28 protein-coding genes are annotated in these 26,269 nt (G+C 64.7%); 8 read left to right on the top strand and 20 right to left on the bottom strand.

The window, feature by feature from the left end; all coding sequences use genetic code 11:
• The first annotated feature begins 82 nt into the window (after positions 1-82).
• Together thiI and MYXE_RS17140 are read left to right on the top strand one after the other, a co-directional pair.
• Complete coding sequence (gene thiI / locus MYXE_RS17145; RefSeq protein ID WP_085193345.1) at positions 83-1,336, top strand: tRNA uracil 4-sulfurtransferase ThiI; 1,254 nt, start codon at positions 83-85, stop codon at positions 1,334-1,336.
• Entirely contained in the window at positions 1,333-2,025 is a 693-nt protein-coding gene (locus MYXE_RS17140) for a hypothetical protein (protein WP_112650168.1), read from the top strand. Before thiI ends, MYXE_RS17140 begins: the two co-directional genes overlap by 4 nt.
• Positions 2,026-2,047: 22 nt before the next feature.
• On the opposite strand, the gene MYXE_RS17135 is transcribed toward MYXE_RS17140, so the two are convergent.
• From MYXE_RS17135 to MYXE_RS17115, 5 genes are all read right to left on the bottom strand, one after another.
• Positions 2,048-3,430, bottom strand: a complete 1,383-nt coding sequence (locus MYXE_RS17135) for a phosphotransferase family protein (RefSeq protein ID WP_085193325.1) — start codon at positions 3,428-3,430, stop codon at positions 2,048-2,050.
• Positions 3,427-4,671 carry an acyl-CoA dehydrogenase family protein gene (locus tag MYXE_RS17130; RefSeq protein ID WP_085193323.1) on the bottom strand — a complete coding sequence of 415 codons (1,245 nt, stop codon included), beginning with the start codon at positions 4,669-4,671 and terminating at the stop codon, positions 3,427-3,429. The genes MYXE_RS17135 and MYXE_RS17130 overlap by 4 nt, the downstream gene beginning before the upstream one ends.
• A gap of 151 nt (positions 4,672-4,822) precedes the next feature.
• On the bottom strand, positions 4,823-5,719 hold the full coding sequence (locus tag MYXE_RS17125; RefSeq protein ID WP_085193321.1) for a hydroxymethylglutaryl-CoA lyase: 897 nt from the start codon (positions 5,717-5,719) through the stop codon (positions 4,823-4,825).
• Positions 5,716-6,873, bottom strand: coding sequence for a CaiB/BaiF CoA transferase family protein (locus MYXE_RS17120; protein ID WP_232061846.1), 1,158 nt, complete (start codon positions 6,871-6,873; stop codon positions 5,716-5,718). The genes MYXE_RS17125 and MYXE_RS17120 overlap by 4 nt, the downstream gene beginning before the upstream one ends.
• Positions 6,874-6,986: 113 nt before the next feature.
• On the bottom strand, positions 6,987-7,985 hold the full coding sequence (locus tag MYXE_RS17115; protein ID WP_085193317.1) for an acrylyl-CoA reductase family protein: 999 nt from the start codon (positions 7,983-7,985) through the stop codon (positions 6,987-6,989).
• 143 nt (positions 7,986-8,128) lie between these two features.
• On the opposite strand from MYXE_RS17115, the gene MYXE_RS17110 reads away from it, so the two are divergent.
• Positions 8,129-8,707 carry an amidohydrolase family protein gene (locus MYXE_RS17110; protein WP_003920726.1) on the top strand — a complete coding sequence of 193 codons (579 nt, stop codon included), beginning with the start codon at positions 8,129-8,131 and terminating at the stop codon, positions 8,705-8,707.
• 6 nt (positions 8,708-8,713) lie between these two features.
• Here the strand turns inward: MYXE_RS17110 and MYXE_RS17105 are convergent, their stop codons facing one another.
• A complete protein-coding gene (locus tag MYXE_RS17105; protein ID WP_003920725.1) occupies positions 8,714-9,916 on the bottom strand; it encodes a cytochrome P450 in 1,203 nt (400 codons plus the stop codon).
• A 23-nt stretch (positions 9,917-9,939) separates the two neighbouring features.
• On the bottom strand, positions 9,940-10,776 hold the full coding sequence (locus tag MYXE_RS17100) for a mycofactocin-coupled SDR family oxidoreductase (RefSeq protein WP_085193315.1): 837 nt from the start codon (positions 10,774-10,776) through the stop codon (positions 9,940-9,942).
• 136 nt (positions 10,777-10,912) lie between these two features.
• Here MYXE_RS17100 and MYXE_RS17095 point away from each other — a divergent pair, with 136 nt between their 5' ends.
• Positions 10,913-11,440 carry a TetR/AcrR family transcriptional regulator gene (locus MYXE_RS17095; protein WP_232061638.1) on the top strand — a complete coding sequence of 176 codons (528 nt, stop codon included), beginning with the start codon at positions 10,913-10,915 and terminating at the stop codon, positions 11,438-11,440.
• A gap of 20 nt (positions 11,441-11,460) precedes the next feature.
• Here the strand turns inward: MYXE_RS17095 and MYXE_RS17090 are convergent, their stop codons facing one another.
• Genes MYXE_RS17090 through MYXE_RS17075 form a run of 4 tightly spaced genes read right to left on the bottom strand, consistent with a single transcriptional unit; the run spans position 11,461 to position 15,400 of the window.
• Positions 11,461-12,921: an aldehyde dehydrogenase family protein gene (locus MYXE_RS17090; protein WP_085193309.1), complete on the bottom strand. Its 1,461-nt coding sequence runs from the start codon at positions 12,919-12,921 to the stop codon at positions 11,461-11,463.
• Between the two features lie 8 nt (positions 12,922-12,929).
• Positions 12,930-13,742, bottom strand: a complete 813-nt coding sequence (locus tag MYXE_RS17085; RefSeq protein WP_085193307.1) for a carboxymuconolactone decarboxylase family protein — start codon at positions 13,740-13,742, stop codon at positions 12,930-12,932.
• Positions 13,743-13,751: 9 nt separating this feature from the next.
• Positions 13,752-14,573: a mycofactocin-coupled SDR family oxidoreductase gene (locus tag MYXE_RS17080; RefSeq protein ID WP_085193305.1), complete on the bottom strand. Its 822-nt coding sequence runs from the start codon at positions 14,571-14,573 to the stop codon at positions 13,752-13,754.
• Entirely contained in the window at positions 14,570-15,400 is an 831-nt protein-coding gene (locus MYXE_RS17075) for a mycofactocin-coupled SDR family oxidoreductase (protein ID WP_003920719.1), read from the bottom strand. Before MYXE_RS17075 ends, MYXE_RS17080 begins: the two co-directional genes overlap by 4 nt.
• Before the next feature lie 80 nt (positions 15,401-15,480).
• Here MYXE_RS17075 and MYXE_RS17070 point away from each other — a divergent pair, with 80 nt between their 5' ends.
• From MYXE_RS17070 to MYXE_RS17060, 3 genes are read left to right on the top strand one after another with little or no spacing between them, the layout of a single operon-like run.
• Entirely contained in the window at positions 15,481-16,080 is a 600-nt protein-coding gene (locus MYXE_RS17070) for a TetR family transcriptional regulator (protein ID WP_003920718.1), read from the top strand.
• A 32-nt stretch (positions 16,081-16,112) separates the two neighbouring features.
• Positions 16,113-16,343, top strand: coding sequence for a type II toxin-antitoxin system Phd/YefM family antitoxin (locus tag MYXE_RS17065; RefSeq protein ID WP_003920717.1), 231 nt, complete (start codon positions 16,113-16,115; stop codon positions 16,341-16,343).
• Positions 16,340-16,723 (top strand): type II toxin-antitoxin system VapC family toxin, encoded by a 384-nt coding sequence (locus MYXE_RS17060; RefSeq protein WP_003920716.1) that lies wholly within the window; start codon positions 16,340-16,342, stop codon positions 16,721-16,723. Before MYXE_RS17065 ends, MYXE_RS17060 begins: the two co-directional genes overlap by 4 nt.
• 31 nt (positions 16,724-16,754) lie before the next feature.
• Here MYXE_RS17060 and MYXE_RS17055 read toward each other — a convergent pair whose 3' ends face one another.
• The 5 genes from MYXE_RS17055 to hisN all read right to left on the bottom strand — a co-directional run bounded on the left by MYXE_RS17055 (position 16,755) and on the right by hisN (position 21,920).
• Positions 16,755-17,171 (bottom strand): EVE domain-containing protein, encoded by a 417-nt coding sequence (locus tag MYXE_RS17055; protein WP_003920715.1) that lies wholly within the window; start codon positions 17,169-17,171, stop codon positions 16,755-16,757.
• Positions 17,172-17,319: 148 nt separating this feature from the next.
• A complete protein-coding gene (locus MYXE_RS17050; protein ID WP_085193303.1) occupies positions 17,320-18,528 on the bottom strand; it encodes an acyl-CoA dehydrogenase family protein in 1,209 nt (402 codons plus the stop codon).
• A 36-nt stretch (positions 18,529-18,564) separates the two neighbouring features.
• A complete protein-coding gene (locus MYXE_RS17045; RefSeq protein WP_085193301.1) occupies positions 18,565-19,950 on the bottom strand; it encodes an acyl-CoA dehydrogenase family protein in 1,386 nt (461 codons plus the stop codon).
• 79 nt (positions 19,951-20,029) lie between these two features.
• Positions 20,030-21,118: an AmmeMemoRadiSam system radical SAM enzyme gene (amrS, locus tag MYXE_RS17040; RefSeq protein WP_085193299.1), complete on the bottom strand. Its 1,089-nt coding sequence runs from the start codon at positions 21,116-21,118 to the stop codon at positions 20,030-20,032.
• Positions 21,119-21,140: 22 nt separating this feature from the next.
• Entirely contained in the window at positions 21,141-21,920 is a 780-nt protein-coding gene (hisN, locus tag MYXE_RS17035) for a histidinol-phosphatase (RefSeq protein WP_085193297.1), read from the bottom strand.
• 23 nt (positions 21,921-21,943) lie between these two features.
• Here hisN and MYXE_RS17030 point away from each other — a divergent pair, with 23 nt between their 5' ends.
• A complete protein-coding gene (locus MYXE_RS17030) occupies positions 21,944-22,276 on the top strand; it encodes a hypothetical protein (protein WP_232061637.1) in 333 nt (110 codons plus the stop codon).
• On the opposite strand, the gene MYXE_RS17025 is transcribed toward MYXE_RS17030, so the two are convergent.
• The 4 genes from MYXE_RS17025 to narH are packed head-to-tail and all read right to left on the bottom strand — an operon-like array spanning position 22,170 to position 26,267.
• Complete coding sequence (locus MYXE_RS17025) at positions 22,170-23,321, bottom strand: tellurite resistance/C4-dicarboxylate transporter family protein (protein WP_085193295.1); 1,152 nt, start codon at positions 23,319-23,321, stop codon at positions 22,170-22,172. The two genes, MYXE_RS17030 and MYXE_RS17025, sit on opposite strands and share 107 nt — an antisense overlap.
• A 14-nt stretch (positions 23,322-23,335) precedes the next feature.
• Positions 23,336-24,085, bottom strand: a complete 750-nt coding sequence (narI, locus tag MYXE_RS17020) for a respiratory nitrate reductase subunit gamma (RefSeq protein WP_085193293.1) — start codon at positions 24,083-24,085, stop codon at positions 23,336-23,338.
• Positions 24,082-24,705 carry a nitrate reductase molybdenum cofactor assembly chaperone gene (gene narJ, locus MYXE_RS17015; RefSeq protein ID WP_085193291.1) on the bottom strand — a complete coding sequence of 208 codons (624 nt, stop codon included), beginning with the start codon at positions 24,703-24,705 and terminating at the stop codon, positions 24,082-24,084. Before narJ ends, narI begins: the two co-directional genes overlap by 4 nt.
• A complete protein-coding gene (gene narH, locus MYXE_RS17010) occupies positions 24,702-26,267 on the bottom strand; it encodes a nitrate reductase subunit beta (protein ID WP_085193339.1) in 1,566 nt (521 codons plus the stop codon). Before narH ends, narJ begins: the two co-directional genes overlap by 4 nt.
• Between the last annotated feature and the right edge of the window lie 2 nt (positions 26,268-26,269).

Below are 26,269 nucleotides of genomic sequence, written 5' to 3'. Positions count from 1 at the left end.
CCCCGGTTGCGGGCAGGGTGGAGGGATGACGTCCGCTTCTTCTGAGTCGGTTACGGCCAGCCGAACTTCGCCGCCGAGCCGTCTGCGCATCGAGCCATGCGTGCTGCTGAAGTACGGAGAGCTGGCGCTCAAGCGCCGCAATCAGCAGCTATTCGCGCGGCATCTCGTGCGTAACCTGCGGCATGCCATGGCCCGTGGAAACGAGACGCCTCCGAAGGTGCAATTGCGGCGGCGCAGTGGGGTTTTGGCGGTGTCGGCGCCCCCGTTGTCGCAGGCGGAAATCGTTGCACGGGCTCGTGACGTCATCGGTCTTAGCGTCGTCCAGCCGGTGTGGCGGGTCGCGAAATCGGCCGCGGCGGCGGAGGTCGCCGCCGTGCAGCTGCTGCGCGAGCGCCACGACGGGGGGCGAACGCCGACATTTGCAGTGCGCTGCAGGAGACGCGACAGGCGGTTTGGGTTGACCTCCGAGCAACTCGCGGCTCGCATCGGAGCGCGGGTGTGCGGCGAGCTGGGATGGCGGGTCGACTTGAAGCACCCCGACGTGGAGCTCTGGGTAGAAGTTGACTGGCGTGAAATCTTCCTCGGTGTGGAGCGATATCGCGGCCGAGGTGGCCTGCCGGTGGGATCCAGCGGCCATGCGTTGGTTCTGCTTTCCGGCGGATTCGACTCTCCGGTCGCAGCCTACCGGGCGATGCGGCGGGGATTGCGCTGCGATTTCCTGCACTGTACCGGCGCACCGTTCACCGACCCCAGCTCGACGTACAAGGCGTATGCGCTGGCACGTCAGCTGAGCCGTTTCCAGCCAGGCTCACGGCTATACGTAGCCGCGGTGGGAAGCGCCCAGCGCACGCTGGCGACCAGCGGTGCCGGTGAGGCGCAGATCGTGGCTCAGCGTCGACTGTATCTGCGCGTGGCCGATGTGCTCGCCCGCCGAGTCGGCGCGCAGGCCCTGGTCACCGGTGACAGCCTGGGCCAGGTGTCCAGCCAGACCCTGGCCAATCTCGCGGTTGCCGAGGAAGCCGCCAGCTTGCCGGTGCTGCGGCCACTGCTTGCCTTCGACAAGCTGGAAATCATCGATGAAGCGCGGCAGATCGGCACTGCCGAGATCTCCGTATTGCCGGATCAGGACTGCTGTCAGCTGTTCCAGCCCCCGAGGGTGGCCACGCACACGACTGTTGGGCGACTCACTGATGTTGAAGCCCGTGCCGGGATGGATACCCTCGTCGATAATGTGCTGAGCCACATTCAGGAGTTCGATCTCGATTCGTGCGGGGCCACCGCCGAGGCGGCGCCGCAGGAAGCGACAACCGTGAAGGACCAGCACACGCACCAGTGACCGACATCGACAGCAAGCAGCGGGGCCGCGACCAGATCAGTGCACTGGTTGCGGCCCACGGCGCGTTCACCCAGGCCGCTGTCCAGGCGTCGCAATTGATGGCCGCCAAGGGACGGAACAAATTCGCCGCGCACCTCGACCGTCACCGGGCCGAGCTTAACGTTGCCATTGGCGAATTTGGTTTATGGGCAGAGAGTTTCGGCGATTGGGCGCGAGTCGACGTCGGCCATGCGATACATCCGCCGTTGCCAAGCCGACCGCCTGCTCCGGTGACCGATGGCCGCATCGGAGCTGATTTGTTGATGTCGCGTGAGAATCTCAAGACCCGGCGCGCCGAGCTGTTGGCTGAGCTCGGCAAAGCTCGGTTTGTTCTCCGTACCGCCGGATTGCCGGCGGAAGAAATCTGCGCCTATCGGCGCATGGTGCGGCTATGGGCCGGTGAGGCAATCGATCTGGTAACCGGCGTCCACCGGCTGACCCTGGCTGAGCAATACATCCGTCGCCTCAGTCGGTTGCGTGGTGTGCCGCACGCCTCACCGGCAGCACGTGAAACTGGTGCATTCCTTCTGCGGCAGTGGATGGAAGATCTCGAGGCGGCCGATCGCGAAGGCGAGCTTGCTCTGGCGGAAACGTGCGGCTATGGCGACTTCGTCGAGTTTTACCGAGCCAACACGTTGCGTCGCAACTGATTTCAAAATTTCCCGTTCACACCTACCCGTTGTCGTCTGACTCCTCATACCCAGGATGAACGACGGCTAACCGATGCTTGACCAGGGTGCGCAGACACGACGTCACATCCGCGGCCCTCTGATCAAGATCACCGCCGCGGATCGCGGCGGCCAGTTCGGCCTCGTCGGTGAAGCCCAGGCGAGCTAGCGCCGTGCGCGCGGCGCGGTCCTCGGCCGCGAGTAGTTCGCGTTCGACCATCCGCAGCGCGTTCGCAGCGACCCTCGCGTGGAAGTTGACCCGCCCGCTGGTCGCTTGGCGGACATCGGTTTCCAAAAACTCGGCCACCGCGGCGACTAGTTCGGGAGCGGTGGGACGGCCATAAAGAGCGGTGCGGTGGCGGTCGGCTTGTCCGGATCCAGTCGTCGCTATGTCTCGGACAGCGTTGCCCGGGTCCAGCAGCTCGAGTAGATCCCACTCGGTCTCGCAGACCCTGCGGCCGATCGTTGCCAACTCCACCGAGCGGACTTGTCCGCTGAGGTGCCGATGCGCCTGGTATCGGCAAATGATGCCCCAGCGCAGTGTGGCCAATATTAGCCACCAGTTGAACCACTTTCGGTCGACCATAGTGCCGCTAGCTTCCTCATAGGCCGATAGGAAGCTTTCGACGCTGCCCAGGCCTCCCGCGCCACGGCTGGCCGGTGCGCCGAACCGCCAGGCGCGAACGCAAAACCAGGCCAGATCCTCATACACCTCGCCGATATGCACCAGCTCCCAATCCAGAACGGCCGCAAGTTCGCTGCCGTCGACGATGAGGTTTCCCATCCGGAAGTCGCCGTGCACCAGACGAGCAGCCGACGGCGGTGGCCGGCGCGCGCCCAGCCAGCGAAACGCCCATTCGAAGGTTGCCGTGGTATCGCCCATGGCGTCTAGCCGCGCCCGCCACTCGGCAAGTTGGTCTTGCGTGTCGAGCTCCACACCGCTCGGGTCGGCACGGTGGATGGCGGCCAGCGCCTGGGCGCATTGCCGCAGCAGCCGGGCCCGGACAGCGGCCCCTCCGGCACGCTCGAGTTGGCGGTCGATGCGCCGCACAATCGTTTCACCTTTGATCTCGTCGCAGATCAGAAACGGATTGCCAAGCGGCGCAACAGAATCCGTGGCAACAAGAATGTGTGGGACAGGAGCCCCGGCCGCCTCGGCGGCGGCCTGCACCCGGGCTTCGCGTTCCATACCGGCGTGCATGTCGTCAGGTGCTCCGGTGCGCAGGATCAGCGAGCGACGGCCACTAGGTGTGACGGCGTCGAATGCCCAGGTGCTTCGGCTGGCACCGCCGGTCAGCACGCGCAGATTCTCGATCGCCACGTCCGCGCCCAGCACCGGACGCAAGACTGCCGGCAGGCTGGCCTGCAACTGGTCGACGGTGGTCACGTACGCACCTTGTCGAATTGGAACAGCCGCTGGGCAACCCGGCGGATCTGGATTTCCTCGGAGCCCTCTGTGATCCGGTAGCGGCGATGGTGGCGGTAGATATGCTCGAACGGCTCATGGCGACTGTAGCCGAGGCCACCGAAGACCTGCATGGCCCGGTCTGCGGCGTCGCACACCAACCGGTTGGCGCGGTAGTTGGCCATCGAAACCTTGTCGGAGACCTCCAGATGGTGGTTGTGATCTAAATGCCAAGCGGCGTAGTACACCAGCAGCCGCACCATCTGGGCTTCGGTCTGCAGTTCGGCCAGCGGCCATTGCACGGCCTGGTTGAGCGACAGCGGTTTGCCGAACACTGTTCGCTTGCCGGCGTACTCGGCGGCGCGGTCAATGCAGTACTGCGCTGCGCCGAGGCTGCTGGCCGCTTGCCGAATCCGGTTTTCGTGCAAGAACGTCTGCGCAACGTCCAAGCCGCGGTCGACTTCGCCGAGCACCGCGTCGGCGGGCACCCGCACGTCCCGCAGTTCGACTTCGCCGTGGTCGGTGGGCATGTTGAAAGTCCACCAGTAGAACGGCACCGTGAAGCCCGGCGCATCGGTCGGCACCAGGAACGCCGTGATGCCTGTGGCCTGTCCCGGCTCACCGGAGGTGCGAGCGAAGATCAGGTCATGCGTGGCGCGGTGCACGCCGGTGTTCCACCGCTTGGCGCCGTTGATGACCCAGTCGTCGCCGTCTCGCTTGGCGCGGGTTTCCAGCCAGGTCGCGTCCGATCCATGCTGCGGCTCAGTGAGCCCGAACGCCATCGAGCGTTTCCCGGTGATCAGAGCCTCGGACCATTCGCGGCGCTGCTCGTCGGTGCCGAACCGCTCTATCATGATCACCTGCGGGAAGTTGCCGACAATCGACGACTCGTTCTGGAGGTCGTTGTGCAGCCCGATCCCTTTGTGCGCCAAGTGTTCACGGATGACGGCCATATCAAGGTTGGTGCCGTCGCGCCCGCCCAGCGATGACGGCAATCCGTAGCGCAGCCACCCCGCCTTGTCGGCGCGCCGACGCATTTCGTCGAGCAGATCCTCCCACGCCCGACGTGGAATGCCGCCATTATCCAGGTCGGTGCGGGCGAATTCCCGACGGTGGTCGAAATACTGCATGTGTTCGGCCTGGAGCGGCGCGATCTCAGCCTCGATGAAAGCGTCCATCTCGGCTAGCAGCCTTGGAAGGTGTTCGGGCAGTGTGAAATCCACTTCTGACCTCCTCAAATACCGTAGAGCGTCTACTTTCAGATGGTTGATAGCGTGGCGATGGCTTCGTCGTCGTCATGTCACGGCCCAAGCCAAATCGACCCACAAGCACTGCGGTGAAGTTCTCGAATGAAGCTCAGCCCGTCGGTGGGCATTAGGTTCGTTTCCGGTCCCCGGCGTGCAGCAGCGCGCCGGGAAGGTCGTGGCCGACAGCCGATCTGGCAACGTTCGCAGCGCCAATGGCCGCGTCCAGGTCGACGTCGACATCGATGCCGCTGTCGGTGAGCAGGTAGACCAGATCTTCGGTGGCAATATTGCCGGTGGCGCCTGGCGCGAACGGGCAGCCTCCCAGGCCGCCGACCGAGGAGTCCAGCCGGGACACGCCGGCGGTGACCGCCGCGTACGCGCTGGCCAGGCCGGCGCCACGAGTGTTGTGGAAATGCGCGCCCAAAGCGGTGGTCCCGATCAACGGGCGTAATGCCGCGATCAGTGAGACGACCCGGCCCGGCGTGGTGGTGCCGATGGTGTCGGCGATCGATAGCCGGTCGACACCGCCCTCGCAGGCAGCGGCGGCGATGTCGAGCACGCGGCGCGGCGGGGTGGGCCCGTCGAACGGGCAGTCCCAGGCGGTGGCGATGATGACTTCGGCGGTGGCGCCCGCGTCATGGGCAATCGTGACGATGTCGCTGATTAGTGTGGTGGCCTCGGCGCTGCTGCGCCCGACGTTGGCGTGGCTGAACGCATCCGAGGCCGCCACTACGTATTCGATGGCCCCCAGTCCGGCCGCCATCGCGCGCTTGGCGCCGTTGGGGCTGGCCACCAAGGCGGAGAACTCGATGCCGGGGAAGCGGTGCAGCTCGGCCGCCAGCTCGGCCGCGTCGGCCATTGACGGCACCTTCGACGCAGACACGAACGCGCATGCCTCCACCTCGCGCACCCCGGTGGCGGCTATCGCGGCAAGCAGTTTCAGCTTGTCTGACAACGGGATCGGCGCCTCGATCTGCAGTCCATCGCGCAACGCGACTTCCCGAATCGTGACATGCGGGGTCATAGCACTCCCTCGGTGCGCAGGGATTCCAGCTCCGCGGCGGTCTTGCCCAGCAGCCCGACGTAGATGTCGTCGTTGTGCTGCCCCGGCCATGCCGGGCCGGCGTTGCGGATCGTGCCCGGGGATTCGGAGAGCACCGGCACGATCCCGGGGCCGAGGACGGTGCGGTCGACGCGTTCGTCGTAGTGTTCGGCGATCATGCCGCGCGCCAGCAGCTGAGGGTCCTCGACCACCTCCGCGACCGTATTGATCGGGCCCGCGATCACCCCTGCCGCAGAAAGTGTTTCGATGATCTCCTGGGGATGCCGTTGTATGGCCCAGTCGCCGATGATCTTGTCGAGTTCGTCTTGGTTGCGGCCGCGGGCGCCGTGGGTGGCGAACCGGTCGTCGGTGGCCAACTCGGCGCAGCCCATCGCCTGACACAGTCGGGTGAAGACGCTGTCTTGGTTTGCTGCGATCACCACCCAGGTTCCGTCGGCGGCGCGGTAGATGTTTGACGGTGCGATGCCCTCCAGCCGGGTGCCCGACGGGCCGCGCACCACGCCGCCGACGTCGTAGTCGGGGATGGTGGATTCCTGGACAGCCAAGCAGGATTCGGTGAGTGCCACGTCGACGACCTGGCCCCGGCCGGTGACGTTGCGCCGGTATAGCGCGGCCAGCGCTCCCTGGGCGGCGAACATCCCGGCCAGGCTGTCGCCCAGCGAGAGCGCCAGCCGCGGCGGCGGCCCGCCGGGAAATCCGTTAAGGTGACGCAGCCCGCTGGCCGCCTCGGCCACCGAGGCGTAGCCGGGTTTGTGGGCGTCCGGGCCGGTCTGACCGTAGCCGGAGACCCGCACCAAGATGACGCCCGGATTACGTTGGCACAGTACGTCGTAACCTAGATTCCACCTTTCCAGGGTGCCGGGCCGGAAGTTCTCCACCACGATGTCGGACTTTTCGACCAGGTCGAGAAAGAGTTCTCGGCCGCGGTCCTTGCGCAGGTCGAGTGTGACGGCTTTTTTGTTGCGGGCGTGCACTGTCCAGAAGAAGTGGTGCCCGTCGAGTTGGGCCTGCCCCCAGGTGCGCAGCGGGTCCGGCGCCCCCGGTGCTTCGATCTTGATGACCTCGGCGCCCATATCGCCGAGCAGCCGGCCGGCGAAGGGCCCGGCGATCAGCATGCCGAGTTCGAGCACCCGAATACCGTCGAGCGCGCCGACACAAGGGCGAGCAGGCGCAAATGCACCCGACACGCCGGGCGGTGAGGGGCTTTTGCGTCTGCTCATCCGGCTCATTAAAACCCGCCCGCGACCCGCACCACCGCTCGGCCGCAGAATGCGCCGGCGCGTATCTGATCGAGCACGCCGACCACGTCTCTGACGTCGACGTCAGTGGTGATTGCCGCGAGATGACGCGGGCGCAACGAATCGCCCAGACGCGCCCACAGCTCCCGGCGCGGTCCGATGGGCATCTGCACGGAGTCCTGGCCCAGCAAGGCGATGCCACGCAGGATGAACGGCATGACGGTGGTGTGCAAGGCCGCACCGCCGGTCAGGCCGCTGCAGGCCACCGCACCGCGGTAGTTCACCGCGCTGAGCACGTCGGCCAGCGTGGCGCCGCCCACGCAGTCCACCCCGGCTGCCCAGCGTGCTTTGGCCAGCGGGCGCGGCTTGGCGTCCGGGTCGGCGGGCAGTCGGTCGATAACTTCCGCTGCGCCAAGCTTTTTGAGCCGCTCAGCCATCTCGGGCTTACCCGTTGACGCCACCACCTGATAGCCAGCGGCGGCGAGCAGATCCACACTGATCGAGCCGACGCCACCCGACGCGCCGGTGACCACGACGGGTCCAGAATCGGTGGCAATGCCCCAGTCGATCAGCGCCTGCACGCTCATCGCGGCGGTGAAGCCCGCGGTGCCGATCGCAGCGGCGTCGTGCGGATTCAGCCGTTGCAGGCGTACCACTTGGTCGGCGGGCAGGCGAGCGTATTCGGCGTAGCCGCCGTGGTGACCGGTGCCGATCTGATACCCGTGCGCAAGGACCGCGTCGCCGGCCTTGAAGTCGGGTGATTGTGACTCGACGACCTCGCCGGCCAGGTCGATCCCGGGTACGACGGGGTAGTCGCGCACGACCCCGCTGCCCGGTGTCAGGGCCAGCGCATCTTTGAAGTTGGCGCTGGAATATAGCACTCGGATCGTCACGTCGCCGGGCGGCAGGTCGTCTGCGCTGAGCGTCTCGACGGCGGTGGTTACCCGGTCTCCGTCTTGGCGTGCCATGAGCGCCTGAAACGTCTGCATGAGGTTCGACGCTAGCTTCGCCCGGTGCCTAGGTGAAGTCCACCGCCGCTGGTTATGCCAAGGATGTTGACATCTATCAACGAAATTGATAACGGGGTAGGCTGACGAATTCGTTCCTGCTTGGTCGATTTGCGGTGGTCCGCATGGGGCAGAAGTCCGGCATTCGCGCCGTCTTCTTGCACGGCACGCCGGGACGGGCCCCGGACGTGCCTCATCCGCTCGCAGAGATCGACCGTTTGCTTGACGGCCCGGTCCGGGCGCACGAGTTGCTCACCGTCGGGATGGCGGTCGCCGCGCCGCAACACTCGACTTCCGATGTAGCGGTGGCAGATTTGCGTGCCGCCGACGAGCGCGACCTCGTACCGTCGACGCACCAGAGCGGCGGCCAGCTGGCCGCAGCTTGGGAAGCCGTACGCAGCGCTGGACTGTTCGGGCCGCGCACCAACATCGTGCCCGGCGCGGGCCTGAGCGACGAGTGGGTCGACAGATTGGTGAGTGTTGGGGTCAGCTTTACCAGCACGCCGGAAAAGAACTTGGCCATGGCCATTGCGCGCCGATCACCGGACGACTGCAGCACCTCGGTGCGGCACCATCACTGGGCAGCAGGACGGTGGCGCAAACGTGACCATTCCCTGGTCGACACAGACCTTGAGGAAGTCAAGAGCGAGCTGCTGGAATCGGGCGAACGGCTCGTCCGCAAGCTGAATGCGATTGCTCGGTAAGCCTTCTCAGGGCAATACGATGCGCAGCCGTTCCCAGCCGCGGACGGTCGAGGTCGGAGCGAGCTTCGCGGTCTCGTAGTCGATGTCCCACTCCGGCCAGCGGTTGAGCAACTCATCGAGCGCGACCCGGCCTTCCAGGCGGGCCAGGTTGGCGCCGAGGCAGTAGTGCAGACCCTTGCCGAAGGTCAGGTGTGCGCCCTCATTGCGGTGGATGTTGAACGTATCTGGGTCGCTAAATCGGCGGGGGTCGCGGTTGGCCGCACCGAACAGCAGCAGCATCGCGCTGCCCGCGGGCACCGTGGTGCCGTAGCACTGGAAATCTTTTGCCATCCAACGGGCGACGTGCGGGCCCGTGGGCTCGAACCGCAGCGTCTCGTCCACGGCGCGCGTCAGCAACGACCGGTCCTCGAGCACGTCGCGGCGCTGGTCGGGATGCTCGGCGAACACCTTGGCCAGCCAACCAATGAGCCGTCCCGTCGTCTCGTTGCCAGCGCCCGCGACGACCTGGGTGTAGCGCAGCACCTCGTCACGGGTCAGTTTGCGCGTCACCCCGTTCTCGTCTTCGAATTCGACGTTGAGCAGAGCAGTCATCAGATCGTCGGACGGGTTCTTGGCCCGCCAGTCGATGTAGTCGGCGTAGATCCGGCCGTCCGCGATCGCGTCGGGATCGGCCACCTTCATCGGTGCGCCGGGCCGGGTGCGCAGGTTGGCGTCGTTCGCGTCACGCACGCTGATCTGGTCGTCCTCTGGGATGCCCAGCAGCATCCCGATCACCCGCATCGGCATCATCGAGGCCAGCTCGGCGATGATGTCGAACCCGTCCGACCCGACGTGGGGATCGAGGCAGCGCACACAGAACCGCCGGATCTGGTCCTCGATCGCGGCCATTCGGCGCGGCGTGAACACCCGCGACATCAGCCCCCGCAGCATGGTATGCATCGGTGGGTCCTGGAACATCATGACGCCGGGCGGCATGTCGAAATCGGATTGGATGAGTTCGAGGATGTCGCCACGGCGATTGGAGAACGTCTCCCAGTTCGCCAGCGCCTTGTCCACGTCGGCGTGCCGGGAGAGCGCCCAGAAGTCGTAGCGCTCGTTGTAGTAGATCGGGGCTTCCTCACGCAGTCGCGCATAGACGGGGTACGGGTTGTTGACGATGTCGACGTCGTAGGGGTCGTAGTAGACGTCTATGTCGTGGGTCGTCGTCATGTCGATTTCCTTTGTCTTCAGCGCTATTTCAGGCAACTGCCGGCGTCGACGGGCAAGGTGACACCGGTGATGTAGCGGGATTCGTCGGAGGCCAAAAACAGCACGGCGTTGCTGATGTCCTCCGGCTCTACCCAGGGAATGGGCAGGATGTGATACGTCTGGCAGATCGGCGCCAGGTCGCCAGGTCCGGGGTTGTCCAGGTCGGGCCGGAAACCGCGGTAGGTGCCCTCGTTCAGCAGCAGCGGAGTGCCGACATGCGTGGGATGTACACAGTTGACGCGGATTTGGTGCGGGCCGAGTTCGACGGCGAACGTGCGCATGAGGCCAACCACGCCATGTTTGGCGGCCACGTAGTGGCCCATGTATGGGTAGGCCTTCAGGCCGGCCATCGAACTGGTCAGGATCACCGAACCGCCGCGGCCGCCGGCCAGCAGATGGGGAACACCGGTCTTGACGGTCTTCCACACGCTGCTGAGATTGACGTCGATCATCTCCTGCCACAACGCTTCGTCGGTCTTGTGCAGCTTGTCGCCCATGGTCCCGATGCCGGCGTTGGCGACGATGATGTCGAGTCGGCCCAGCTGCTCCACGCCGCTGTCGACGACGCTTTTGAGAGCGTCGAAGTTGCGCACGTCGACCTCGGCAATGACGATGCGCCTGTCGAAGTTCTTGACCATCGCCGCGGTTTCGGCGAGGTCTTCAGGGGTGGAGCCCGGCGCTGGTGAGTTGTCGAAGGGCCGGCAGATATCGACGGCGATGATGTCGGCGCCTTCCTGCGCCAGACGTACCGCGTGGCTGCGGCCCTGCCCGCGCGCTGCGCCGGTGATGAGCGCGACTTTGTCGGCAACGCGATCCGCCATCCATTCCTCCTTGTTTGGGCGATCGCCCAATTACTAAGCTGACCCCATGTCTAGCAGCCCATCCGGCCGTCGGTCAAGAGTTGGAGCTCGTGATTCGGCGACTCGCCGTGCGCTGATTCGAGCGACGGCCGAGATCATGATCGAAGAGGGCTACGGCGCCGCGACGTCGCGCCGGGTGGCCGCCAAGGCCGGCGTCCGACCGGCATTGGTGCATTACTACTTCCCGAGCATGGACGATCTGTTCGTGGCGGTCCTGAGGGCCGGCGCGGAGACAACCCTGCAGCGCCAGCGCCAGGCATTGACCGGCGACAAGCCGCTGCACGCGTTGTGGCGGCTCAACAGCACGCAGGGAGCTCAATTGATGCTCGAGTTCATGGCTTTGGCCAACCACCGCAAAGAAATTCGCAGTGAGATCGCCACGTATGCCGAACGCTACGGGGACATGGAGGCCGCTGCGCTGACCGAGGCCATGCGCGCCCATGGCGTCGACATGACGGAGTTCCCGCCGGTGGTGATGTCGATGATCCTGACCAGCCTCGCGCGCATCATGCTGCTCGAGCAGAGCCTCGGCATCGACCGCGGCCACGACGCGGTGCGCGAGTTCGTCGGGCGCTACCTCGACCGCTACGAAGTCCCTTCGTCGACCGACAATACGTCTGCTTGAACGACTGGCCATTGGTCGGGCTAGCTCATTCCGATGCGAATGTTTTTGACTTGTAAGAATTCGTAAAGCCCCTCCAGAGCGCCGGTGCGGCCGAAGCCGCTTTGCTTGTAGCCGCCGTACGGGCTCTGCGGCGACATGTCGCTGAGCTGGTTGATCCACACCGAGCCAGCTTGCAGTTGGCGTGCGACGCGGTGGGCGCGGGCGAGATCGGTGGTCTGCACGAACGCGTTCAGGCCGTAAACCGTGTCGTTGGCTATTCGCAGTGCTTCTGCTTCGTCGTCGAACTTCATCACTGCGACGACCGGTCCGAAGGTCTCGGTTTGGGCCAGCGCAGACCGGTTGTCGACGCCGGTGAATACCGTGGGCTCGAGGTAGTAACCGCCTGCGAGCTCGCCACCAATCCTCTTGCCGCCGAGGGCCAATTCTCCTGCGCGCTGCGTAATGGCTTCTTCGATGGTGCCGAGAATGCGATCGAGCGCGCTTTGACTGATCACCGGCCCGAACACAACACCCGGATCGAATGGGTCACCGACCGTTGCAGATTCGATGATGGAGACGAATCGTTCTAGGAACGCGTCATATATGGATTCGTGCACCAGCACACGGCTCGCGCAGGCGCAGCTCTGCCCCGACTGAATGAGCGGGCCTTGAAAGGCCGACCGCTGCGCCGCAGCATCGACATCGGCATCATCGAACACGATGTTGGCCGACTTGCCGCCAAGTTCGGCGACCACCGGCGTCAGATTGTCTGCCGCCGCCTGGATCACCTTGCGCGCCGTTGCCGTGCCACCGGTGAAGTGGATTTTGCGAATGCCCGGATGACGTACGAGCGCCTCGCCGCCCTCAGGCCCGGCAGGCACCACGTTCACCAGCCCTGCGGGAAGACCTGCTGCTAAACATAATTCACCGAATCGCAGTGCAGCGAACGGCGCAAACTCTGACGGCTTCAGCACGACGGCGTTTCCCGCCGCCAGTGCCGGCGCCACGCACGACCCAATCACGACCAGCGAGCCGTTCCAGGGCGTGATGACACCGACGACACCATAGGGTTCGCGTTCGATGAGATTGATGTCGACGGATTCGGCTACCGGCGTGCTGGCGCCGTGCGGCTTGTCGGCGTACCCGGCGAAATGCCGCAGAAAACGCTCGAGAAGGACGGCATTGACGGCAAACGATACCGGCACCGCGTAGTCGTGCACGTTGAGCCGGGACAGTTCGTCGAGATGCTCATGCACCACATCGGCGAGATCGATGAGCAGGTCGCGGCGTCGATCAACGGAATACGACATCCACTCACGGTGCGCCTGCCACGCCGACTCGACCGCCTGGTCGATCTCGGTGGTGCCGGCGAGTTGGATCGTCGCATTGGGTTCCCCGGTAGCGGGGTAGATGTGCTGGTGGGTTCCACCGGACGATTGAGTGATGCTGTCACTGCCGATGAGAAGTCCTGCGGGCAAGAAGATATCGGTGATCGAGCTCATCCCGGCTCCTAGAAATGAACCGTGTCTTCGGCACGCCACTCGTCCAAGACGCGCTGTTTTTGCTCAGCGATCACCTGGCTGAGGTGGGAAGCTTTGGGCCAGCCGTAGTAGGCGGCGAAATGCAATGCCACCTCGTCCATTTCGTCGAACGAGACGTCCCTGCTCTTCAGCGCGGCGTAGACGTGAGACATGATCGGGATCGGTGCATCTTGAAAAGCCACGCAGGCGACGGTGATCAATCGCCGCTCTTTCATGCCCAGTCCCGGGCGCAGCCACATTTCCCCGAAGACGAAGTTGAGGATGCCGGCCCCCGAGTAAGGGTTGTCTCGTGGCGGCGCGAACGGTATGCAGTTGATGTCCTTGAACGACTTCTCGCCGCCGGCCAGCCGACTTTCCGGGTCACTTGGGGTGACCAGCGGCAGCAGTGGTTCTGGCGGCGTCACGGGCAGGCTGCGCTCGCGGTGAATGCGGTCCCACTGCTCGTCGACCGCCATGTTGAACCGCGACGCCTTGGGCCAGCCGGCATAGACCGCGAAATGCAATACAATCTCCCGCATTTCGGTGATGGTCACGTCGCCGCTGTTGAGCGCCGCATACACGTGCTGCTCCAACGGCTCTTGAGCGTCGGCTGCCGCGACGCACGGCAGCGTGACGAACCGCCGATCGCGCCGGCTCAGCAGCGGGCGCGACCACACTTCGGCGAACACGTAGTCGATCAGTCCACTTGCGGTCGGGCTGGAATCGTCGGGCGGTGGAAAAGTCATCACCTCAGCGAACTGGCGCCTGCCAAGCTCCACACGTTCCGTATCGGTCGTTGTCATGAATTCCGCCTACCTGATGGTGACGCCGGCGTCGATCTTGAACTGCAGGCCAGTCACGTAGCGTGACTCGTCGGAGATCAGGAACAGCACAGCGTTGCTGATATCAATGGGCTCTGCCATGATCGCTGGCAGCGCGTTGAGGAAGATCGGAACCAAGTCTGCCCGCTCCTCGGCGAGAAGCCGGTGCATAGACTCCGGATTCATCCCCGTCGCGACACCGGTCGGGTGCACGGTATTGACCCGAATATTGTGGGCCGCAAGCTCGTTGGCCAACGCCAGGCTCATTCCAACAATTCCGTGCTTGGACGCGGTGTATGGCAGGTGCAGGGGAGTGCCCTTAATGCCCGCCGACGAGCTGATGTTGACGATGCTGCCGCCCCGTTCGACGAGATGGGGAAGCGCCGCAGCACACGTATTCCAGGCCCCGATCAGGTTGACATCCACCACCGTTCGCCATTGCTCGGGTGTGGTCTTGTCCCATGTTCCCACCGTCAGCACGCCGGCGTTGGACACCGAGCCGTCAAGGCCGCCCAGTTCGGCCACCGCGTCGTCGACGGCCGAGGCCAGTGCTGCCGCGTCTCGCACGTCAACCACCTTGGGGATCGCGCGGCGACCGTGCTTTTCGACCAGCTGCGCTGTCTCCGCGAGGTCGTCTTCGGTGGCCAGCGGGTACTCCAGTTCAGGCAGCGACGCGCAGATGTCGACCAAGATGACGTCGGCGCCTTCCTCGGCAAGCCGTACCGCATGACTGCGGCCCATGCCGCGGGCAGCCCCGGTGACCAGCACCCGCTTGTCCGCGACACGTCCTCCGCCATTGATGTTGGCGCTCATAGCTTGTTGCAGAAGCCGGCATCGACCGGGAATGTCACGCCGGTGACGTATCGGGCTTCATCGGAGACCAGGTACGCGATCGCGGCACTGATGTCCCCAGGTTCCAGCATCTCGACTGGCATCGGATTTTGCAGATGCGCACCGCCTTCGGGATAGCTTTCCAAGAACTCGGTCATCGCCGGATTGACGGCCATCATCGTGCGTACCGCGGTCGGATGGACCGTGTTGACGCGAATACTGAAGGGCGCCAGCGTGTTCGCCAGAGTGCGCATCAATCCGACTATGCCGTGCTTTGAGGCGGCGTACCCCAGCCCACCGCCCTGCAGACCGCCGAACCCACGCAGCCCGGCCGTTGAACTGGTGAATACAATGGCACCGCCGCGCTGGCCGGCAAGTAGATGCGGGATCGCCGCCCATGCCGTGTGATATGCGCCGTCGAGGTTCACGGCGATCGCCGCCCTCCACTGCGCCAGCTCTTCCTCGATGCTGAGCTGACGGAAGGCCACGGGGGCGATTCCCGCATTGGCGCACACAATGTCTAGACGACCGAAATGGTCCACACCGGCATCGAGCGCTGTCTTGACCTGGTGGAAATCGCGCACATCGGCGACGGTGCCCAGCATCTTGCCGCCCACGGTTTCCACCAGCCCGATGGTTTCGTCGAGCTCGTCGCGACTGGCCATCGGGTAGTGGTTGGCTTCGATGTCGGCGCAGATGTCGATGCCGATGATCGCGGCACCTTCGGTGGCCAGCCGCACTGCGTGGCTGCGGCCCTGGCCGCGCGCCACGCCGGTGATGAAGGCGACCTTGCCGTCTAAACCACCCATCGAGCCTCGCTTCGCTGCATGCGGTAACCAAGTTACTGGTGTAGAGTAACCTGGTTACACGTTGAAGACAAGAGCCTCAGATGACTACTGCACAAGCGGCCGGCACCCGGACTGACCGTCGCTCAAACCGGGTGCTCGACGTTGTCGTCGAGATTTTGGAGACCGAGGGCTACGACGCCGTTCAACTGCGCGAAGTGGCGCGCCGGGCCCGAACGTCGTTGGCCACGATCTACAAGCGATACGCGAACCGTGATGAACTGATTCTCGCTGCGCTCGAGTGCTGGATGGAGGAAAACCGGTACGCCGGTTTGGCGGCGCAGACGCACGAGGAGGATGAATCGCTCTACACCGGGCTCATGCGGGTGCTGCGCGCGATTTTTGAGCCGTGGGAGCCTCACCCCGGGATGCTCGAAGCGTACTTCCGGGTGCGGACTGCGCCTGGTGGCCAGAAGCTGATTCGCCGCGGTTTCGATGTCGTGGTGCCAGCCGCGATGGCCGTGCTCGCTGATGTCGACGACGACTTCGTCGAGGATCTCGACACTATCCTGTCGAATCTGGTGCATGGCCTCGTGGCGCGGTTCGCGACCGGGGAGATCGACATCACCGAGATCGTGCCGGCAATCGATCGGGCAGTATTCCGGTTAACCGCAGGCTATGAGGCGTCGCGGCGATCTTCCTAGTCCGACTAGACTAAGTCCGGTAGACTATGGCTATGCCGACGGTCAACATCCATGATGCGAAGACGCACTTGTCGCAGTTGCTCGCTCGTGTCGAAAACGGCGAGACAATCACGATCGCCCGCGCCGGCAAGCCGGTTGCTGACCTTGTACCGCACATGCGCACCGACATCGTTTTCGGCGGCCTCGCCGGCCGTCTCCACTACGACGCCGATCACTTTGACGACACCGACGACGATGTCAACACGTTGTTCGGTATCGCATGAACGGGCTCCTGCTCGACACCCATGTCCTTCTCTGGCTGCTCGACGACAGTCCGCGGCTAGGCATCCAGGCGCGGGATCGGATCGCGGTTGGCTCAGCCGTGTATGTCTCCGCGGCGAGCACGTGGGAGCTCGCCATTAAGGCGGCACTTGGCAAGATCGCGCTGCCCGAGGACCTAAACGACGCGATCGACCGATCCGCCCTGCGGGACCTACCAGTCACGCGTCGCCACACACTCGCGTCTGACCTCATCGCACTGCCCCATAAAGATCCGTTCGACGCAGTCCTGGTAGCCCAGGCGAAGGTGGAACGGCTGAAGCTGCTCACTGCCGACGGGAAGCTGCTGCAGGCGCTGCCCGATGCCATTGATGCCGGTGCCTAAAGGTTGTCGACTTGACTCGCCGGCTCACAATTTATGAACCGGTCATCGCGGAGCGGATCACTTCCAGGTCGTGATCGCCGATCGTGAACACTCCGAATCGGAACTTGTAGCCCCACCGGGACTTATCTTCGATGAAGTCGAGTTGGTCGATCAGCGGCCGGATTGGCGTCTCGACGCATTCGAGGAAATCGACGTTGCGACGCCACGGACGAAAGTCAGGCGTCATCTCCGCCTGATACGGCTCATCGTCGACGACGCGGCCGATGGCGGTGAAGGACTGAAGCGGCTCACCGTCGGGGTAGGCGGTTTTCGGCGAGTAGAAGATGATCCAGTCACCACGAGCCATCTTGCGAAGCATGTGCGGCTTGCCGTGATTGGCCTGGGTGAAGCGACCCCGCAACCCTTGCTCGACATGGTCACGGCTGACCGTATTGATCCAATTCGTCATGACCGCATGCTAAGCGGGGCGACCGACAGTTCCTGAGCGCCCGCTCATAGGGCTGTGGATAACCAGCGCCGACTGTGCGGTTTCATACGCGACATGCGGTGCGTGCGTATGAGTCGGCACAATCGCGCTCGACGTGGCGAGGCCGGGGTTACTTCAGCTCCGACGACGACAGGCCCAACAGACGGCGGGCGACCACCAGCTGCTGGATCTGCTGAGTGCCCTCGAAGATATCCATGATCTTCGAGTCACGCGCCCACTTCTCGAACAGCGTCTGCTGGGAATATCCCGTGGTGCCGGTCAATTCGACCGCCTTGAGCGTGATATCGCTGGCCACCCGACCGGCCTTGGCCTTGCTCATCGACGCTTCCTTGGAGTTCGGGATACTGTTGTCGGCCTGCCATGCCGCGCGCAGCGCCAGCAGATAGCTGGCTTCCCAGTCGGCCTCCATCCGCAAAAACTCTGCAGCCGCGGCACTCTGGGCATGCCAGGGCTTGTCGTAGGAGATCTCAACCCCGGCGTCGGTCAGGATTTTGCGCAGCTCTTCCAGCGCGGCGCGAGCGATCCCGATGGCCATGGCGGCGACGATCGGGCGGGTGTTGTCGAACGTCTCCATCACACCGCCGAAACCCTTGCTGGTGTCGATCTCTGGGCTGCCCAGCAGGTTCTCTTTGGGGATGCGGACGTTGTCGAAGCGGATGGTGGCGGTGTCGGAGCCCTTGATGCCGAGCTTCTTCTCCAGCCGCTCGATGGTGACGCCCGGATGCTCGCGCGGCACGATGAACGGCTTGATCGCGGCGCGGCCCTTCGATTTGTCCAGCGTCGCCCACACCACGATGTGGGTGGCCCGCGAACCGGCGGTGACGAAGATCTTTTCGCCGTTGATCACGTATTCATCGCCGTCCAGCCTCGCGGTGGTCGACACCGCGGCCGAGTCCGACCCGAATCCCGGTTCGGTGATGGCCATCGCCGCCCACACCTTGCCCAACCGTTGCAGCTGCTCGTCGGTGGCCAGACCGGAGATCGTCGCGTTACCCAAGCCTTGGTAGGGCATCGAGAGCATCATCGCGGCATCGCCCCAGCTGGCTTCGATCGTCTGCAGCACCGCTGCCATGTTGGGCCCGTTGCGGTTTTCTTCGTTGCCCTCGCCCTCGCGGAACGCCTCGGCGCCGGTGAGCCCCAACGTATTCGATTCGGCGGCACCCATGAACAGGTTGGCCAGCGTGTCGAGCTCGACCGGGTAAGCGTGCTCGTTCAGGTCGTATTTACGCGCGATCGGCCGCATCATCTCGGCTGCGCCCTGGTGCGCCTTGTCGATCACCGCGTGCATCTTGCGTGGAAGTTCCAGATTGATTGCCATGATTGGTCTTTCGCAGTAGGAGACTTAGATGACGACCTAGATAACTACAACGCCCTCCGCGACGCCGATGGCTCGCAAGTCGCGGTACCAGCGCTCGACGGGGTGTTCCTTGGTGTAGCCGTGGCCGCCGAGCAGCTGCACGCCGTCTAGGCCGATCTGCATGCCCTTGTCGGCGCCAAGCCGCTTGGCCAGCGCCGCTTCGCGCGCGAATGGCAGACCCTGCTCGGCGCGGGCGGCGCCACGCCAGGTGATCATCCGCAACCCATCGAGTTCGATAGCGATGTTGGCGCACATGAACGCCACTGATTGCCGGTGGGCGATGGGCTCGCCGAAAGCTTCGCGCTCCTTCACGTAGGGGACGACATAGTCGAGCACCGCGTGCGAGGTGCCGACCGCCAGCGCCGCCCAGCCCAGCCGGGACAGCGCGATCGCCTCCGCGTAGTCATCGTCGGTGGCCTCGTCCTCGCCCAACCGGGCGCTCAGCGGCACCGACACGTGATCGAGCTCAACCTGACCCAGCGCCGCCGCGCGAATGCCCATGCTCGGGTCGGCCTTGACGGTCAAGCCGCTGCTTGACGACTCGACGATAAACAGTGCCGGTTTGCCGCCCAGTTGAGCGCCGACGATGAACAGCTCGGCATCCGCAGCCGCGGGGACCAACGACTTGACCCCGTCCAGCCGGTACCCGCTGGGTGTGCGCACCGCGGTGGTCTTCAGACGAGTCGGGTCGAACAGCGGCTGCGGTTCGGCGATCGCGACGCAGGCCTGCGGGACGTTCTCGCCGGCGAATTCCTTGAGGTAGGTGGCCTGCTGATCGGCGCTGCCCCAATGGGTGAGCGCCGAGGCCACCCCACCCGGGGCCAAGATCGGCAGCGCGAGCCCCATGTCGCCGTAGGCCAGTGCCTCGGCTACCAGGACGTTGGTGACGCTGGAGCGATGCGCGGCGATCCCGTCGAAATCTTCGGGAACATTGACCGCCGTCACTCCCAGTTCCGCGGCCTTGGTGATCAGGTCGCGCGGGTACTCGGCCGCCTCGTCGGCCTCCGGCGCCGCCGGACGCAAGATTTCTTGGGCGAACTGATCGACGGTTTCGACGATCATCTTCTGGTCGTCGTCGGGCGTTAGGTCGAAGTAGTCGCGGCCGCTTGCCTTCAGCCGGGTCGGCCCGCCGCGCAGGCCTTGGATCCGCTTGAACTGTCGGGTGGTAGCGCCGGCAACCGAAAAGCTTGTCTTGACCCCGTAGCGCAAGGTGCGGTTGAGCGGATCGCGGAGGTGGTATTTGTCCAGAAAATCCTGGCCCACGATCGGGGTGAGCAACCCCAGCGCGATGTCGATGCCGGTGCGCTTGTGCCTGTGCTCTCCGACGGCGGTTTTGCGGCCGGCCCGCTTCGCGCGGCCGTTGGTGGAGACGGTGTTAGTCATGACAGCAGCCTGGGTCGTTGGGGCAGTGCGGATAACCCTATCTTACTCCGGAGTAAGATAGGGAGCTCTGTTAACTACTTCACACCTGCGACAGGCTCGTCCAGATGGGCAGCCGACGCCGGCCCCAGCCTTCGGCCGGCCCGTCGTAGACGCCGGGCAGCCGGTAGCCGCAGGCTTGGCAGCGACCATCGTCGGCCAGCGCGTAGTGCCGGATCGCATACCAGTCCCGAACCACGACCGCGGCCCCGCAACCAGGACAGCACGTGGTCCCGCCCTCCGTGTCGTGCACGTTGCCGGTGTAGACGAACCGCAGGCCTTCGCCGAGCGCGATCCGGCGGGCCCGGGTCAGGGTGGTGGATGGGGTCGGCGGGGTATCGGTCATCTTGTAGTCGGGGTGAAACGCGGTGAAATGCACCGGCACATCGACGCCAAGGTTTTCGCGGATCCACTCGCACTCGGCGGTGATTTCGGCGTCACTGTCATTGCGTCCGGGAATAAGCAACGTGGTGATCTCGAACCACACATCGGTGTCGCGGCGCAGGTAGACGAGCGTGTCAAGCACGTCCTGCAGGTGCCCGACGCACACCCGGCGGTAGAAGTCTTCGGTGAAAGCTTTGAGGTCGACGTTGGCGGCATCGATGTGCCGATAGAACTCCGCCCGAGGCGCCGGGCACATGTAGCCAGCCGTCACCGAAACCGCTTTGATGCCATTCTCGTGACAAGCATCGGCGACATCAGCGGCGTACTCCCAAAAGATCGTCGGGTCGTTGTATGTGAAAGCTACACTGCGGCAACCTAATTCGTCAGCAACCCGGGCGATGTCCTCCGGGGTGGCTTGGCTGGCCAGCGTGTCGACTTCGCGGGATTTCGAGATATCCCAGTTCTGGCAGAATTTGCAGGCCAGGTTGCAACCCGCGGTGCCGAACGACAACACCGCCGACCCGGGCAGGAAGTGGTTGAGCGGCTTCTTCTCCACCGGGTCGACGCAAAACCCGCTGGAGCGCCCGTAGCTCGTCAGCTTGATCTGGTCGTCGATGCGAGCACGGACGAAACACAGTCCCCGCTGGCCCTCGTGGAGCCTGCAGGCGCGGGGACATACGTCACACTGAATCCGGCCGTCGTCGAGACGGTGCCAGTGCTTGGTGGCGATCGTGAACTGATCACTCATGGTATGGTCCCCGGCGACCAGGCTACCCGCGTGAAAGCGTCGAAAGCACCTGGTCATGCAGTAGGCCGTTGGTAGCTACCGCGCTACCACCATGCGGGCCCGCGGTGCCGTCGACACTGGTGAATGTTCCGCCCGCTTCGCGCACCAGGATGTCCAGCGGCGCCAGGTCCCACACCGACACCTCCGGCTCGGCGGCAATGTCGACAGCGCCCTCGGCCACCAGGCAGTAGGACCAGAAATCGCCGTAGGCGCGTACCCGCCACACCGCGTCGGTCAACCCGAGGAAGCGTTCCCGTAGGCCCAGCTGCGCCCAGCCGGACAGGCTGGAAAACGACAGGCTGGCCGTGTCCAGCCGCGCCACCGACGACACCGCCAGCCGACGGGGCGGCGAGCCGTCGACTGCCGCGAACGCGCCGGCGCCGCTGGCCGCCCACCACCGTCGTCGCAGCGCCGGCGCGCTGACAACCCCGACCGTCGGCACTCCGTCGTCGAGCAACGCGATCAAGCTCGCCCACACCGGCACGCCGCGCACGAAATTCTTGGTGCCGTCGATCGGGTCGATGATCCACTGCCGACCGCTGAAAGCCGTTGCGCCGCCGAATTCTTCACCCACTATGTCGTCGTCGGGCCGCTTGGCTTGCAGCGCTTCACGCACCTCGGATTCGACGGCGCGATCGGCGTCGGTGACCGGTGTCAGGTCCGGCTTCGTGTCGATCCGCAAATCCAGCGCGCCGAACCGGGCTATTGTCACCGCATCCGCGCGATCGGCCAGCATCAATGCGAGCGCGAGATCGTGGCCCATGCAGCAGTCCTACCATTGGCGATGTGGGCTGGGAAATTGGTGTGCTGCTTCTGCTGATCGCAACGCTGGCGGTGTTGCTGGCGCCCCGGTTCATCCGACGCGGCCCGGGCCAGGACGCGGTGCACGGCACGCTACTGGTCACCGGCGTGAGCCCGCGCCCGGACGTCACCGGCGAGCAGTACGTCACCATTACTGGGGTCATAAACGGACCCACGGTCAACGAACACACCGTCTATCAGCGCATGGCCGTCAACGTCGACGAATGGCCGACGAGGGGTGACCTGCTGCCGGTGGTGTATTCGCAGAAGAATCCTGACAACTGGGCTTTCGCTCGGCCTGAGCAACCCTCTGCCTAGCGCGCCAGCGGGCCGGTCGGCCGACTGTGGTCAGCAGGTGGTGCAGCATCGCGATGAACGTGATCGCCCACACCGCCAAGGCAAACCAGCTTTCGATGTCGCTGATGCTTCTGACGATCGGCAGATGGTCGGCCTGACCGAGATAGTGGCCGCCGACGCCGTACATGCCCAGCGGGAACACCACGCTCCATAGCCCTGCTTCGTAGCGCAGCGGGATGCGGTGGACGATGTGCTTCCAGATGCCGGCGGCAACCAGCGGCGGAATTAACCATGTGCCGAAGGCCCAGAAGACCACCGACGTTCCGGCGATCAGACCCCGGGTGGCAGCGACCATGGGCGCGTTGGCCATCTCCACGATGCGGGCGCCGGCTAGCACGGTGATGGCGGTGGCGCCCATCGACACCCAGTACTGCGGGTTGAGGTCCTCGGGGCGCAGCGGATAGAGCAACATGCGGCCGGTGACCAAGACACCGGTGCCCCCGTAGAGGAACACACCGACCGACCAGGAAAACACCGCCAACAAAGCCAGTTCCCGGCGTTGCTGCCCGAGCGCGGGTTCCAGCGCAGCCGCGAGCACGGCGACGGATTCGCTTGCGACCACGAAGATAAACCAGGTGCCGTTCGCGTCCTGAAGGACGGGCCGGTGACGGTACCGCAGCACCGCCGTCCACGGCACCAGGTAGCCCAGCACCAGCCAGCTGATCCAGCCGACTGCCAACAGTGCCAACGCAACCGCGTGGTGGGCGTCGATGGCCAGCCGGGTGCCGAACACGTCGGTGGCGGCGACGAAGGTGAACAGCCCGAATGCTCGGCCCGGATTACCGAAGTCCTCACCAAAATCTTTGCGGTAAGCCATGATTCGTACTGCACTCAGAGCCAGCAGCACGGCGTAGGCGAAACAGGTCAGCCACAGCAACCCCACTGACAGGGTGTAGGCGCGGTGGTGGTACATCGCGATCGACACGATGCCGGTGGCCATCACCAGTGCGAAATACCCGGGGTTGAGGGTCCGTACCGCTTCACGGGCTCCGTTAATCTGTTGCACGGTCGGGCCTTGCCTTAGTACGGGACACCGATTTTGCGCCACCGACGCCCGCTGGTTCCCGGTTCGTGGGGTCGATCGGCGACGCGGCTGCGGATGACGATATAGGGCCGCCACAGATACCACAGTGGGTAGCTCCAGGCGTGCACCAGGCGGCTGAACGGCCAAACGATGAAGATTGCCCAGGCCGCGGCCGCGTGTAGTTGGTACAGGAATGGTGCGCTGGTGATCGCCCGCACGTTGGGGTGGAAGGTGGCCAGGCTGCGGAACCACACGCCGACGGTGTTGCGGTACTCGTAATGCGACGTGTCCTCGATGCCCAGGGTCAACACGATGCCCAGGATCACGATGATGCCGAGCAGGATCAGCGCAAGGTAGTCCACGGCGCTGGTAGTGGCGCGCACCCGGGGAATCATCGTGCGTCGGAACGTTAGCACTGCGGCGCCGATCAAGATGCCGACGGCGGCGGTTGACCCGGCGACGGCGGAAAAGTCCTGATACCAGGTTTCGGGGATGCCGAGCCAATCGGTGACCGATTTGGGTACCAATATGCCGAGGATGTGTCCGAAGATCGCGGCGAAGGTGGCGTAGTGGAACAGTGGTGAGCCCCATTTGAGCAGCCGCCGTTCCTGCAGTTGGGTCGAGTGGCTGGTCCAGCCGAACTGGTCGTAACGCCAGCGCCAGATGTGGCCGACCACGAACACGACGATCGCGATGTAGGGCAGGATCACCCACCACCAAATGTCCCATGCGCTGAGGGGGATCATGGCTTTTGCCTTGTTTGGTAGCCGGCCAAATAGTCCGGCGGGGCGAACGGTTCCAGGCCCACTTCTTCGCTTGGTGGGCCGGATTGCCAGGCGGCGCGGACTTGTTCGAGTTCTCGCTTGCCCAGTCCGGGAAGGGTGGCGATTACCGCGGCGACGACGTCGGCGTAGGGTGAGTGCGCGCTGATCAGGGCGCGGCGCAGCAACTCTAGATCGGTGCGATGCCCCGACAGCAGCCGTTTGCCGCGGGGGCACAGCGTGGCGAAGTCGAGCACCATCGGCAGGTAGTCGGGTAGTTCGTCCTCGGATGGAATGAACCCGGCGTCACGGTAGGCGGCCTTGAACGTCACCATTGCCATGCCCCGTTTGCGGGTGTCGCCGTAGCGGTAGTAAGTCAGGTACAGGCTGCAGCGGCGGCGCAGGTCGAATGTTTGCACATAGTGCTGTGCCACGTCGTTGGGCGGGGTGGCGCGAAGCCAGCCCAGGAACCGGCCGAACGATTCCCGGGTCGGTTTGGGGCTGGTTTGGGCCGCGAACCTCTCCAGTGTGTCCAGCCCGTCGAACAGCGATGTCGTCGGGTACTGCAGCAGGACCGACGCCAGCTTGATCGCCTGGGTGTTCATGTGTGTCGCGCTTTGGGAAACATGCCGGGAACCTTGTCCTTGCCGTTCCAGTTGAGCAGGTTGAACCCCTTTCTGCCGCCGCTGGATTCGGGTGGACCGTAGCCGCCCATGCCGGGCCCGCCGTCGGTGTCGAGGCTGCAGAACAGTTGCTCGTGTTGGCCCATGAGCTGGCCGGCGTCCTCGGTGTGCGCCGGCGGGATGACGTAGCGGTCTTCGTATTTGGCGATCGCCAGCAGCCGGTAGAGGTCGTCGAGGTCGTCGGCGCTGGCGCCGACCGAAGCCGGCAGGTTCTCGTCGACGCCGAGGCCCAGCTGCCCGGCGCGCTGAATGGCCCGCACCGCGGCCAGTTTGCGCAACACGCGTCTTATCACGTCGGCGTCACCCGCGGTGAACAGGTTGGCCAGGTACTCCATCGGGATACGCAGCGCGTCGATGGTGGCGAACACGTGGTCGGGGTTGTCGTCGTAGCCGGCCGCGCCGACCACGTCGGCCACCGGTGACAGCGGCGGGATGTACCAGACCATCGGCAACGTGCGATATTCCGGGTGCAGCGGCAGCGCGACTTTGTGCCGCACCGCCAACTCGTAGACCGGGGAGCGTTGCGCCGCCTGAATCCAGTCGTGTGGAATGCCTTGTCGCGCAGCCTCAGCCACCACGTGCGGGTCATTCGGGTCGAGGAACACCCCCAGCTGGGCCTCATACAGGTCCTGGAGGTCGGGCGTGGCCGCGGCGTCGAGCACCCGGTCGGCGTCATAGAGCACCAGCCCCAAATAGCGCAGCCGGCCCACACAGGTCTCCGAGCAGATCGTCGGCATGGCCTGCTCGATGCGCGGATAGCAAAACGTGCATTTTTCCGCCTTGCCGGTGCGGTGATTGAAATACACCTTCTTATACGGGCAGCCCGACACACAGAACCGCCAGCCCCGGCAGCGGTCCTGGTCGACCAGCACGATCCCGTCCTCGGCGCGCTTGTACATCGCCCCAGACGGGCACGAGGCCACACAGGAGGGGTTGAGACAGTGCTCGCAGATGCGCGGCAGGTAGAACATGAACACCTGCTCGAACTCCATCTTCACCCGGTCTTCGAGACCCGCCAGGTCAGGGTCGTCGACCGCGAGCTCGGGCGCACCGGCCAGGTCGTCGTCAAAGTTGCTGCCCCACTTCACCGTCATGTCGCGGCCGGTGAGCGCCGAGATCGAATGCGCGCTGGGATTCGGTGTGCCCAGCGGCGCGTCGATCACGGTCTGGTAGTCATAGGTCCACGGATCGCCGTAGTCATCAATGGTGGGCAGGTCGGGGTTGTAGAAAATCGACAGCAGCCGGCGCAGCCGGCTACCCGACTTGAGTTGGAGGCGCCCCTTGCGATCCAGCGTCCAGCCGCCGTGCCACTGCTGTTGATCTTCGTAGCGTTTCGGATAACCGATACCCGGCTTGGTTTCCACATTGTTGAAGTAGACGTACTCGGTGCCCGGCCGGTTAGTCCACACCTGCTTGCACGTCACCGTGCAGGTGTGACAGCCGATGCACTTATCGAGGTTCATCACCATCGCCACATGCGCCATCA

Source organism: Mycobacterium xenopi (assembly GCF_009936235.1).
Classification (GTDB): Bacteria; Actinomycetota; Actinomycetes; order Mycobacteriales; family Mycobacteriaceae; genus Mycobacterium; species Mycobacterium xenopi.
Note: the sequence above shows the minus strand (reverse complement) of the source record. Positions and strands in the feature narration are given on the sequence as shown.